This is a genomic window from Synechocystis sp. LEGE 06083 (assembly GCF_015207725.1).
Lineage (GTDB): Bacteria > Cyanobacteriota > Cyanobacteriia > Cyanobacteriales > Microcystaceae > Synechocystis > Synechocystis salina.
Map to the genome: position 1 here is coordinate 1 of NZ_JADEWJ010000110.1, position 11,004 is coordinate 11,004.

Annotated in this window: 15 protein-coding genes; 6 read left to right on the forward strand and 9 right to left on the reverse strand. The window is 47.3% G+C overall.

The genetic code is table 11. The features are described 5' to 3' along the window. The 4 genes from IQ219_RS10000 to IQ219_RS10015 form a co-directional block, all read left to right on the forward strand. Positions 1 to 452 (forward strand): type II secretion system F family protein (locus IQ219_RS10000; protein WP_194072501.1); only part of this gene is annotated, 452 nt, incomplete at its 5' end. Positions 453 to 468: 16 nt separating this feature from the next. Further along, positions 469 to 642: a hypothetical protein gene (locus tag IQ219_RS10005; RefSeq protein ID WP_194019276.1), complete on the forward strand. Its 174-nt coding sequence runs from the start codon at positions 469 to 471 to the stop codon at positions 640 to 642. A gap of 221 nt (positions 643 to 863) precedes the next feature. Continuing rightward, positions 864 to 1,541, forward strand: coding sequence for an ATP-dependent Clp protease proteolytic subunit (locus tag IQ219_RS10010; RefSeq protein WP_190598521.1), 678 nt, complete (start codon positions 864 to 866; stop codon positions 1,539 to 1,541). 125 nt (positions 1,542 to 1,666) lie between these two features. Next, a complete protein-coding gene (locus tag IQ219_RS10015) occupies positions 1,667 to 2,275 on the forward strand; it encodes an ATP-dependent Clp protease proteolytic subunit (protein ID WP_194019275.1) in 609 nt (202 codons plus the stop codon). A gap of 209 nt (positions 2,276 to 2,484) precedes the next feature. Here the strand turns inward: IQ219_RS10015 and IQ219_RS10020 are convergent, their stop codons facing one another. The 4 genes from IQ219_RS10020 to IQ219_RS10035 form a co-directional block, all read right to left on the reverse strand. Then, positions 2,485 to 3,810: an aminopeptidase P N-terminal domain-containing protein gene (locus tag IQ219_RS10020; RefSeq protein ID WP_194072502.1), complete on the reverse strand. Its 1,326-nt coding sequence runs from the start codon at positions 3,808 to 3,810 to the stop codon at positions 2,485 to 2,487. Between the two features lie 144 nt (positions 3,811 to 3,954). Continuing rightward, complete coding sequence (locus IQ219_RS10025) at positions 3,955 to 4,839, reverse strand: S-methyl-5'-thioadenosine phosphorylase (RefSeq protein WP_194072503.1); 885 nt, start codon at positions 4,837 to 4,839, stop codon at positions 3,955 to 3,957. Positions 4,840 to 5,093: 254 nt separating this feature from the next. Next, the gene (locus IQ219_RS10030) at positions 5,094 to 5,330 is read right to left on the reverse strand and encodes a DUF3134 domain-containing protein (protein ID WP_190598525.1); all 237 of its coding nucleotides are present in this window, start codon (positions 5,328 to 5,330) and stop codon (positions 5,094 to 5,096) included. A gap of 66 nt (positions 5,331 to 5,396) precedes the next feature. Then, on the reverse strand, positions 5,397 to 5,552 hold the full coding sequence (locus IQ219_RS10035) for a ribbon-helix-helix protein, CopG family (protein WP_228016907.1): 156 nt from the start codon (positions 5,550 to 5,552) through the stop codon (positions 5,397 to 5,399). A gap of 223 nt (positions 5,553 to 5,775) precedes the next feature. Between IQ219_RS10035 and IQ219_RS10040 the strand changes: the two genes are divergently transcribed. After that, positions 5,776 to 6,156, forward strand: a complete 381-nt coding sequence (locus IQ219_RS10040; protein WP_228016909.1) for a hypothetical protein — start codon at positions 5,776 to 5,778, stop codon at positions 6,154 to 6,156. 170 nt (positions 6,157 to 6,326) lie between these two features. Then, positions 6,327 to 6,635: a hypothetical protein gene (locus IQ219_RS10045; RefSeq protein WP_190598527.1), complete on the forward strand. Its 309-nt coding sequence runs from the start codon at positions 6,327 to 6,329 to the stop codon at positions 6,633 to 6,635. A 204-nt stretch (positions 6,636 to 6,839) separates the two neighbouring features. Here the strand turns inward: IQ219_RS10045 and IQ219_RS10050 are convergent, their stop codons facing one another. The 5 genes from IQ219_RS10050 to IQ219_RS10070 form a co-directional block, all read right to left on the reverse strand. Next, complete coding sequence (locus IQ219_RS10050; RefSeq protein WP_194072504.1) at positions 6,840 to 7,763, reverse strand: PilW family protein; 924 nt, start codon at positions 7,761 to 7,763, stop codon at positions 6,840 to 6,842. 11 nt (positions 7,764 to 7,774) lie between these two features. Further along, entirely contained in the window at positions 7,775 to 8,173 is a 399-nt protein-coding gene (locus IQ219_RS10055) for a hypothetical protein (RefSeq protein ID WP_228016911.1), read from the reverse strand. Between the two features lie 271 nt (positions 8,174 to 8,444). Next, positions 8,445 to 8,996 (reverse strand): Tfp pilus assembly protein FimT/FimU, encoded by a 552-nt coding sequence (locus tag IQ219_RS20525; RefSeq protein ID WP_368667599.1) that lies wholly within the window; start codon positions 8,994 to 8,996, stop codon positions 8,445 to 8,447. Positions 8,997 to 9,050: 54 nt separating this feature from the next. Further along, entirely contained in the window at positions 9,051 to 9,605 is a 555-nt protein-coding gene (locus tag IQ219_RS10065) for a type II secretion system protein (protein WP_228016916.1), read from the reverse strand. A 117-nt stretch (positions 9,606 to 9,722) separates the two neighbouring features. After that, positions 9,723 to 10,901, reverse strand: a complete 1,179-nt coding sequence (locus IQ219_RS10070; protein WP_194019270.1) for a DUF58 domain-containing protein — start codon at positions 10,899 to 10,901, stop codon at positions 9,723 to 9,725. Positions 10,902 to 11,004: the final 103 nt, after the last annotated feature.

Sequence of the window (11,004 nt, forward strand, 5' to 3'; positions counted from 1 at the left end):
TGTTGAAACTACCCTTGTTTGGCCCCTTAAATGAAAAAACCGCCGTAGCTAGGTTTTGCCGCGTGTTTGGCACCCTTACCCGTTCGGGGGTTCCCATTATTCAATCTTTGGAAATTGTTTGTAACACTGTACCGAATAAAATAATTTCCGATGCGATCGCCGGGGCCATTAGCGAAATTCAACAGGGGGGGATGATGAGTTTGGCTCTGCAACAAAGTAAGGTCTTTCCCTCTTTGGCTATTCAAATGATTAGTATCGGGGAAGAAACGGGAGAACTGGATGCCATGATGATGAAAGTGGCAGACTTCTATGAGGATGAAGTGGAACAAACGGTTAAAGCGCTGACCAGTATCATCGAGCCAGCCATGATGGTGTTGATCGCCGGTATGGTCGGTACCATTTTGCTTTCCATGTATCTACCCATGTTCTCTATCTTTGATCAGTTGGGTTAATTAAATTTCCACCGCTGTGGTTGCAAAGAGAGCAGGGCGTAACTCAAAGAATGATAGCGCTCTGTTTTCTGCTGATTGCTGGTCACAACTCACGTTCGGTCAAGCCATAAAATGCCTGGCGATCGCCAGCATTACCCTGGACATCGACGGTTTTTCCTGGCCGTTACTGCCAACGTTGATGACGGCTTAGCCACTAGGAGTTTGCGGAAATTTCTTACCTGGGAAGGCGTAGGACCTAGCCACCAAAAACAGGAGAGGGGCGAAGTAATCACGCTCTGAGGGGCAGCTTTGCCCTAGGTAAACTTGCAGAGAAGGTTAAACTTAAAGGAAAATGATCATAACCAATATCCACGGGCAAATAAGGCATTCCTCTGGTTTCGCCTTTTTATCCATCGACACCAACCTGACAGCATGGAAATAACTGCGGTTCAATCCTCCTACTATGGCGACATGGCTTTCAAAACGCCGCCGCCGGATCTTGAATCCCTTTTGCTTAAAGAGCGCATCGTTTACTTGGGGATGCCGCTTTTCTCCTCCGACGAGGTGAAGCAACAGGTCGGCATTGATGTGACCCAGTTGATTATTGCCCAACTGCTGTATCTCCAATTCGACGATCCCGATAAACCAATCTATTTTTATATCAACTCCACCGGTACTTCCTGGTACACCGGCGATGCGGTGGGTTTTGAAACCGAAGCCTTCGCCATTTGTGACACCCTCAACTACATCAAGCCTCCGGTGCATACCATTTGTATTGGCCAAGCCATGGGCACCGCCGCCATGATCCTTTCTGCTGGTACTAAAGGTTATCGGGCCAGTTTGCCCCACGCCACCATTGTTCTTAACCAAAACCGCACCGGGGCCCAGGGCCAGGCTACGGATATCCAAATTCGCGCCAAGGAAGTAATTTCCAACAAACAGACAATGCTGGAGATTCTTTCCTTTAACACTGGCCAGACCCAGGAAAGGTTAGCTAAAGACATGGACCGGACTTTTTATCTCACCCCGGCCAAGGCTAAGGAGTATGGACTGATTGACCGGGTGCTAGAAAGTCCAGCGGAATTACCCAAACCAATGGCAGTGATTTAGGCCATTTAAATCTTGCCTAAAGACTCGACCCCTACTGAGCAAATCGGGGCCATAGTCCCCCATCAGCTAAGTCCCGACTTTTGTCGACTATTCAAATCTATTCCCAAATTTAAGCGAAAAAACCCATGCCTATCGGTGTTCCCAGTGTCCCGTTTCGTCTTCCCGGCAGTCAGTATGAACGGTGGATTGATATTTATACTAGGCTGAGCCAAGAGCGGATTATTTTTCTTGGCCAAGAGGTAAATGACTCGATCGCCAATCGGATTGTGGCCTTTTTGCTATATCTAGATTCTGATGATCCGAGCAAGCCGATTTATCTGTATATCAACTCTCCCGGTGGTTCTGTCACTGCGGGCATGGCCATCTACGACACCATGCAATATATCAAATCGGAAGTGATTACCATCTGTGTGGGTCTGGCCGCATCCATGGGAGCTTTTTTGTTAGCCTCCGGGGCACCAGGAAAACGATTAGCCCTACCCCATGCCCGGATTATGATCCACCAGCCCATGGGGGGTACCGGTCGCCGCCAAGCAACGGATATTGACATTGAAGCGCGGGAAATTCTCCGTATCCGTCAACAATTGAACGAAATTATGGCCCAACGTACTGGCCAAACCGTGGAAAAGATTGCCAAGGATACTGACCGGGATTATTTTCTCTCAGCGGCGGAAGCCAGGGACTATGGCTTGATCGATAAAGTGATTGAAAACTCCAGCATGGGCAATAACTAACAGCCCAATCATTGTTCCTTGGCCAAACCGTTAGCAAGGTGCCAAGCTAAACCCCTCCGTCTCCCCACTGCAGTTAAGGCAAACCTGGGGAGATTTTTTCTTGGTCTGAGAATCGATCACAGAAAGGCAGTTCAGTCACAATCCTGGGCCAGCGAAGAAATTCCCTCTAGGCTTGGGTTTTGACTAGAGTTAGGGGATCTAACCAATAATCAGTGTTCCAAGTCGGCGATCGCCTTTGGCACCGCGCTAGTCAACACATCTGGGCCCTGGACGGTGACCAATACGTCATCCTCAATGCGGATGCCAATACCGCGCCATTGCTCCGGCACTTCCGGCTGTCCTTCCACGGGTTTTATGTCCGGGGCAATGTAAATACCCGGTTCCACGGTAAGCACTTGTCCTGACTCCAACACTGTCCAGGTTTCCTTATCCTGTTTGTAGTTGCCCACATCATGGACATCAAGACCCAACCAATGGCCTGTGCGATGCATGTAGAAGGGTTTATATTTTTCTTCTTTGATAATCTCTTCTTTGTCCCCCACCAGCAGACCCAAATCCATTAGGCCATCCACAATCACTGACACCGCTGCATCATGGTATTGGTGGTAGGGATTGCCTGCTTGCACTGTGGCGATCGCCGCTTCCTGGGCGTTTAAAACTATTTCATACAGAGTGCGTTGCTCCGGGCTGAATTTGCCGTTGACCGGAAAAGTACGGGTGATGTCACCGTTATAGTAGCCGTAGGAACAGCCGGCATCGATGAGCAGTAAATCCCCATCCGTCAAGGGGCAATCATTGTTGATGTAGTGCAAAATGCAGGCATTTTTACCCGCCGCCACAATGGAGGGATAGGCTGGACCCAAACCCCCTTCCCGCCGAAAAATAATTTCTAATTCCGCCTGGACTTGATATTCGTAGTGGCCAGGTCTGGCAAATTCCATAGCCCGCTGATGGGCGATCGCCGACAGGTCACAGGCCCGCCGCAACAGAGCTAATTCGGTGTCGCTTTTCACTTGCCGCAGGGGATGCACTAACCCATGGGAATTGACCAAAGCCTGGGGACCATAGCCCCGCCGGGGATAGGCCGCTAATTGACGTTGCCAATGGTGGAGAATAGTTTTGTTTAACGCTTCATCTCGACCAAGATGGTAATGAATTTTGTCCGCATTTTCCAGATATTTTGGTAAATGCTCATCCAGTTCCCCAATGGGATAGGCAATATCCGCCCCAAAAGTTGATTGGGCCCCCTCCACACCGTAGCGAATGCCAGTCCAGGTTTCCTTAGCCGGATCCTTGGGCTGCACAAACAAAATAAATTGATGTTCTTCGTGGTGGGGCGCGAAAACGGCGATCGCCTCCGGTTCGTTGAAACCCGTTAGGTAGTAAAAATCACTATCCTGACGGAACACATATTCCACATCGTTGTGCATCACCGCCTGGGGGGCACTGGCAAAAATGGCCGTTCCCTGGCCTAGCTTGGCCATCAGGCGATCGCGACGTTGACGATATTCAGCGGAACTAACAACCGGGTGCATGGGCAAAAGTCGAACGGGCTAAAAGGTAATATCCCCATTGTACTGGTTAGGGAAAAAGCTCGGCATGGGAGGGTCTGCGCCTAAGATGAATGATTCCAAGGCTGTGGGGAGAATTTGCCCAATTTTGGAACTTCCACCATGTTTCTACCGGGAAGGGGAATAATATTTGTCCAAAAGCAAAGATAACTTTTCGTAAGTGGCGGCGGGAAACTTATCCGGGGGGGTTAACACTGCATACTGTAGGGCGCTGTGGGCAATGGAATCAAAGGGATTGGCCGCCAATTGTTGAACTGTTTCCAGAATTACCCGCTGGGCATTGACCGCATTTTTTTGTAGGTTACCAATAACCATCTCCACCGTCACATGGTCATGGTCTGGATGCCAACAGTCATAGTCGGTTACCAAGGCCAAAGTGGCGTAGGCAATTTCCGCTTCCCTGGCCAACTTGGCCTCTGGCAGATTAGTCATGCCGATGACAGTCCCCCCCCAACTGCGATATAAATTCGATTCCGCAATGGTAGAAAAGGCTGGGCCCTCCATACACACGTAGGTTCCCCGGTTATGGAGCGTTACCCCCTCCAGTTCCAAACTGGCGATCGCTGTGGAGAGACACTGGGCTAACTGGGGGCAAATGGGATTACCAAAACCAATGTGGGCGACAATTCCCTCGCCGAAAAAAGTGGAGATCCGCTGGCGAGTGCGGTCAATGAACTGATCCGGAACAACCATATCCAAAGGTTTTGCTTCTGCCTGCAAAGAACCCACCGCCGACGCAGAAATTAAATATTTAACCCCCAACTGTTTCATGCCATGGATATTGGCTCGAAAAGGGATTTCGCTAGGTAAAAGGTGGTGCCCCCGGCCATGGCGGGCCAAAAAAGCCACTGGTGTCCCGGCCAATTCCCCTACAATAAAACTGCCTGAAGGCGCCCCAAACGGCGTATCAAGGGTTACCTCCTCAACATTTTTGAGGGCGTCCATTTGATACAACCCACTGCCGCCGATGATGCCAATTTGTGCATTTACCATGGTGGAATTCTTTCCTCATGAGATTGGTTCGACAATTAAACTGTCCAAAGCGAGGGAAAGGTTACATCCTCCTCTTCACAAAAATATGCCCCAATCCCTGGGATGAGATAAGGACTCCCCAATAACATCCTTCCCACTCACTCCTAGGTGGCCCCTGGGAATCCCCCCCTAAATATCCAAAAAGAAGATTCTCCCATGGCGATCGGAGTTTGTGAAAACTAGCTGGACAGCCAAATTAACTTAGCTTTTCAGGCTTAATCTTCATCCATATCATCACTGCTGTCATCACTATAGAGATTGTCATCTCCATCCATCAACTCAGCAATGTCCACATCTTCATCACTCATATTGCTGGTGGTACCCTCTTCAATTTCCCGATAAATCAAACGATTATTACTTTCTAGCCAGTCAATCAGGGACTGCTCACGGGTAACGGGTAAAACCGCCGCTGGCTCATAACGGGCTTCTCGACGGAGGGAAGGATTGTACATAGTGCTTAATGCCAACTATTAAATTATCTATTTTGAGCGACCCACCATTGTAGCAAAAATAGGATCCTAGTCAGGAACGGCTGGTAAATTTTGGATGAGCTGACGCAACACCTCGGTTTTTGTCCGCCCCTCCGCCGTACAGTAGCGCTCTAAATGAATCAAATCTTTTTCTGGTAAGCGAATCGTCAGCACTTTATCGGATTTCGGTTTTGTTCTAATCATTGCCCGCACAGAGTCCTTCTCTTTTCCCAGCATAGCAACTTTCAGTGGACTGACATGGCAATTTATAGGGCTTTGACGATTTCATTTGTAATAACAAAATAATTATAAAGTTACGACAATATATTTAAAGTTAAATTACTTTGAGTTGACAAAAGCACGACGGGGAGTTATAATGGACTTATAGCAAGGCAAGTACTTGCTGTCGTTAGATGGAGGGTTATCAATGGATAGCCAAAATACAGCACTGGAAAAAGAAACCACTGCTGAAAATAACCGCGGTCAACATATCAGCGATGGAAGCGAGCTAATTCCCTCTGAAGTTGCCGCTAAGGGATTGACAGAGAGGGAAAAGCCTCTGACTCCAGAGTCAGAAATGAAAGAAAACAAGGGCAAAGCGAATGCGCCCTCTTCCCCCAACGTTGAGCCTGCTTACCGGGTCACCGATTCGGGTTTGATTAACGCTTACCCGGTTTCTCCCCCCGTATCAGAAATTGATCCAGGCTCTAGAAAACAGTTTAGACGCAAGTTAATTGGTTTCGGATTGGCTGCCAACCTGGCTTTAGCCCTAATTGTGGTCGCCCTATCCATCACTGGTAGATTCTAGTCCTGACCCAGAAGTTGGCTGATTCAGTCAAATAAGCATTCTAAAAAAACAACACTAACTGGCCCCACTGGTGTGATGCCGGGAGATGTTCTACATTTTCTTTCCGATCGCCAGCCGGTACAGCTTTCGTAGAAAACCTACAGTAAACAAAATCAGAGAGGATAACATTTATGTCCAACCCCACCACCATGACTGCCCAAGAAAAAGAAGCCTATAAAGAGAAGGTAAGAGCAAAAATTGACAAGCTCAATGCCCAGATTGATCAAATGTCTGCTGAAGCTAGAGAAAAAGCCGCAGATGCCAATGTTAACTATCAAAAAGCCCTCAAAGATCTTCAGGCCCAACGGGACGCTTTAATGGGGAAATGGCACGATCTTCAACAATCTGGTGAAGCAGCTTGGGAAGAATTACAAGCAGGCTTAGAAAAAAGTTGGAACGAATTGTCCAACACATTTGAGCAGGTTAAGAAACAGTTCTAGTCTTGACATTGCCATCGCCTATTACTGGGGAAGCGGGAATTACCTCTTGCTTCCCCAGTTTTTTATTTCTATTTCTGATATTTGCAAATGCAGCAGGCGATCGCCCTTCAGCCAAAATATGAGTAAACAACACCAGAGTTAAATTTGATTTTTTAACTACTTCAATCTCATTCCTAATAATGATTATAGTGATTAACTCAATCCCTAGAACGATGCAGTAATGGTGCAAGCCAGTGAACCACCGGTACCAGTATAAGTATTGCCTGTCTTCACCCATACACCAGGACTAAAAACGAATGCCCTGCTAGAGTTCGCTACCAAGCTCATGCCACTAGAGAAGTTAATTGCTGGTCTGCCATCAACTGCCACTGTAACGCCCGTGCATGTTCCACTTCCGTTTAAAGTTGCAACTCCAGAAGCCGCCCGAGTAAAGGCAGTAGCAACAACTCGATAATTACCTGAGCTTGCTGAATTTCTGCCGGCACCAAGACCATCACTTGCTAACTTATCAGAACGACTAGTTAGCCTTAGCTCAACAAGGTTTGGGTTGCTATTATTGACACAGAGAAAAAACCCTGCACTTGGACTGGCGGGAAACTTAGTAGTTCCAGAAGCACACGTTTCGTTTCTCGCGGTTGCATTGGTGGTGATGGAATCTACAAGAATTGATTTTGTCCTGTTTGCAGGAGTGAGGTCTAGCTGTCCACTGGCATTCAATGGGGGACCACAACGGTAAATCGAACTAGGCCCCAACCATGGACTACCGGGAGGAGTTTTGGTATAGTAGACCACATTTACTTGGGAAGAAGCAATCGCTAAACCTATCACAAATTGCTCTCCGCTTGCCATTGCACAACTAACTGTACTAGTTGGTATATCGGCAGAATTTGTTGAAATAAAAGTCGCTTGCCTAATTTCGTCGGTAATAAAATCCGCGGCCCTAGTGGTATTGAAAACCAAGTCTCCAGAAACCTGGGAAGTGATATTGTCCTTGGTCATAATGACAATGGCAAACCCGACACCACTAACTACAAAAAAAGTCATAACTGAAGCAATCAAGAGCTCCAGTAAGGTGAAACCTTTTGATTTTTGTTCAATGCGGATTAACAAATACAACCAAATTTTCATAGCGAGTTCTCCTAAACATCTCTCTGGCAATGGGAAGACCCAATGGTGGGAGGTGCCTCCGAGTAATTACCAGTACGCATCATGCCAATCATATTTGACATTACTAAGCAATAGCGAATCCCCGTCACATTTTTTGACTCTATTACCATCGTACCTAAATTAGTCGAATTGCCCTTATAGGAAAAGCGAATATTAGGACCGGGGAAGTTATGATGGAATGCTACATTTTCCAGTGGCACTTCTCGATAGGGCAAACAGCCGCTGTACCTTGGATCATTATCAAGAAGGATCTTAGGGGGACTACTGCTGGGCGATAATTGCACTCGACATTCCTTGCCCATTTTAATGGCATTACGCTGGGCTTGCTGTAAAGTTTGCTTGAGGGTGTCAATCCCATTTCTAGTGTCCATTCTGGCCTTCATTCTCATAAATGACGGTATTGCCAAACTCGCTAAAATTCCCACTATCACTGCTACTGTTCCCACTTCAATCAAAGTCCAACCAAGTGATTTTTTTCGATGTCGATCAAACAGCTTGAAAAATAGGTAAAAAATAGTGCGACTGACCATAGGCTAACATCTCCGACGAGATCATTAGCTTTTAGTATATTTATTATCTCAAATAAAAACAGCGGTCTGGGAGATATCTCAGCAATTCTTCACGAAGCCAGAATTCTAATCTTCATGGGGCAGGGGTACAAGTCATTCCTTGATAATAACCGGAGCGCATAATGCCTATCCCGGAAGCTATCACAAGACAACGAGGTTCCAATCTCGTTATTTCATGGGATAGAACTATAGTTTGGTCGGTTGACGCACTGGGATTGCCTTTGTAGGAGAATGTAACACTTGTGGTGCCAGAGGGAGATGACATTGTGATGCTCTGATTGGTTGGTATGCTAACCGGATTGGGAATGCAACCATTATTTGAACTTGCGCTGTTTTGCCTGATTGTTCTATTGGTAGTGTTAACATCCACCACACAACTGGAGCCTTTTTTAATTGCATTTCTTTGGGCTTCCTGAAATGCCCCCTGTACCTGGGCCATAGCCCCCCGGAGCTGATTTCTGGCCTGCATCTTGCCAAAGCTTGGCAAAGCCAAGGATGCTAAAATACTGACGATGACAGCAACCACTGCCACTTCTATCAGTGTCCATCCTTGGTGAGATGCCCTGGCGGGAGAGCTACAAAGGATTTTTGAAGGAAGCCTAGCACCATAACTTCTTGTCATCATGAACCATCCTCAACATAGATTATTTTTAAATCCGTTACCATCAATTTGCCTCGCCTACGGACCACAGGTAAGAGCGGCGGCCGGAAGAACTTCGGTGTAAAGACTGGCAAGAACATTTTTGTCGGCATCTGTAATTTCAGTGTTTCTGACTCTATAGTTAAGAGAAACGACATTTCCACTGAAAGCAACATCACGAGTCATCGTTGCATTCCTCCCCAAAATTGTCCTTGTACTTGTTACCATCGGGGGAATACCATCATTAGCCGCCATTGTTCCTGTATTAGAATAATTCTCACCAACATTGGGGCAATTGCTTACATCAGAAAAGGCAGCCGCATCAGATCGAACCCGTTCCAAATCCTCTTTGATCCAATAGCCTGCCTCAGCCTGTCTTTCTGCTTTAACCCGCATTACTGTTGCCATCACCATGGTATTCAGAGTTCCTGTCAGGAATAGAAAGGAAATCATTAAAGCAATCAGCACTTCAAACATGGTGAAACCCAGATCGCCATCACTGTCACTTTTGTGATGGGCAGATGGAGACTGACGAATCAAATTCCACAGCAAGGCACTGCGGGGTCGAAATGGTGGTGAAATAGCGTTGAACATAGCTGAACCTGACGAGAAATAAAACCCTGGGGGGGGCATATCGTGGCCGATAGGATTACTCTAACACCATTCCTTATGGAGTGACCCAGCACACATTCAGCATAAACACGTATTATTTTAAGCCTTAGCTAAAGATCCTTGGGAAAAATTCGGAGGTCGCTGCAATTGTTGAGACAAATCTTTACCATGCTCAACCATCAAGCCAGCACAAAGGGCAGAGCGGGGGGCGGATAATGATAATTCATCCGGGGAAGCAAAATAAAGCCAACGGCTATGGCTGGCTAAAGCTGTCATACTTTCTGCCCTACTAGTAAGCAATAACAGGGGAATCTTTTGGGGTAGTTCATGCTGGACTGCTTCGTTCATTTGCACCGCTGCCAGGGCTTCTAATACCGATCGCCCACCTGAGATTAAGCCAGCCCCCGCTGTCCAGAGTCGTACATTCAACTGGGCTCGCACAGCGTAGAAGTAGAGGGAAGCCGCTGCAATGACGGCCTGCTCAAAAATTTCTGCTTGCCATAAAGCACCACTATCAAGACAGATGACCAACTCCTGCCCCCCCGTCACTACTTCTAATTCCCGCACCATAAATTGGTCAAATCGGGCACTACTGCGCCAATGGATCAGTCTGGTGGGATCACCAAAACGGTAGGCCCGCAAAGTTTTAGTCATTCCCTCCGTCGCAGCTTGATAATGGCGATCGCTATATATCCGATCCTGATCCTCCGCCCCAATGGCATCCACCAAAGGACATTGCTGAAGCTTGAGTACCTGGGGATACACAATAGCCTTGGCAGGAACAGACCGACTACGGCGACACCAAAATAAACCTAAAGGAGTGCCGGTGCGTAACTGCAAATCTTGCCAGTGGTACACCCCTCGTTTTTGAGTAGGCTGGAAATAGCTCCATTGGTAAAAATCCTTGGGGGGCACAAGTTCGATCGCCTTACCTTGAGGCCGTCCTAGTTCCGAGGGCAATAGATCCCACACCTGGAGTAAACTTTTGGGTTGCTTGTGGTTATTGTGGAGCCGGAGGGTAATGGTCAAATCTTCCCCCGCACTTACTGGCTGGATCGGAAAACGCTCTAATTCCAACTGCCGGATCGATCGCCTGGGGAGAATGGCCGCAATGATCAACAGAGCAAAACTAATGCCACTGATGACATAAAGCCAACCAGCCATGGAGTTAGTGGCGGCACCAAATAGGCAGATGGCCAGCACCAAAAGTAACCAGCCAGCATAGGAAGGGGTCACCCAACGCCTTTCCAACCAATCAGCAAAATTCAATGATTTCATATATTTTTATTTGTCAAGATCCAGATTTTCCATCTCCGACAAAAACTGTTCCATAGTTAAATCTTCAAACAAGTCCCTCCGCTCCTCCGTATAGGTTCCGTAT

Excerpts from the sequence above, each read along its gene's own strand:
- IQ219_RS10010 (WP_190598521.1), top strand. The coding sequence starts at position 864 with ATGGAAATAACTGCGGTTCAATCCTCCTACTATGGCGACATGGCTTTC.
- IQ219_RS10015 (WP_194019275.1), top strand. The coding sequence starts at position 1,667 with ATGCCTATCGGTGTTCCCAGTGTCCCGTTTCGTCTTCCCGGCAGTCAG.
- IQ219_RS10020 (WP_194072502.1), bottom strand. The coding sequence starts at position 3,810 with ATGCACCCGGTTGTTAGTTCCGCTGAATATCGTCAACGTCGCGATCGC.
- IQ219_RS10025 (WP_194072503.1), bottom strand. The coding sequence starts at position 4,839 with ATGGTAAATGCACAAATTGGCATCATCGGCGGCAGTGGGTTGTATCAA.
- IQ219_RS10030 (WP_190598525.1), bottom strand. The coding sequence starts at position 5,330 with ATGTACAATCCTTCCCTCCGTCGAGAAGCCCGTTATGAGCCAGCGGCG.
- IQ219_RS10035 (WP_228016907.1), bottom strand. The coding sequence starts at position 5,552 with ATGATTAGAACAAAACCGAAATCCGATAAAGTGCTGACGATTCGCTTA.
- IQ219_RS10040 (WP_228016909.1), top strand. The coding sequence starts at position 5,776 with ATGGATAGCCAAAATACAGCACTGGAAAAAGAAACCACTGCTGAAAAT.
- IQ219_RS10045 (WP_190598527.1), top strand. The coding sequence starts at position 6,327 with ATGTCCAACCCCACCACCATGACTGCCCAAGAAAAAGAAGCCTATAAA.
- IQ219_RS10050 (WP_194072504.1), bottom strand. The coding sequence starts at position 7,763 with ATGAAAATTTGGTTGTATTTGTTAATCCGCATTGAACAAAAATCAAAA.
- IQ219_RS10055 (WP_228016911.1), bottom strand. The coding sequence starts at position 8,173 with ATGGACACTAGAAATGGGATTGACACCCTCAAGCAAACTTTACAGCAA.
- IQ219_RS20525 (WP_368667599.1), bottom strand. The coding sequence starts at position 8,996 with ATGATGACAAGAAGTTATGGTGCTAGGCTTCCTTCAAAAATCCTTTGT.
- IQ219_RS10065 (WP_228016916.1), bottom strand. The coding sequence starts at position 9,605 with ATGTTCAACGCTATTTCACCACCATTTCGACCCCGCAGTGCCTTGCTG.
- IQ219_RS10070 (WP_194019270.1), bottom strand. The coding sequence starts at position 10,901 with ATGAAATCATTGAATTTTGCTGATTGGTTGGAAAGGCGTTGGGTGACC.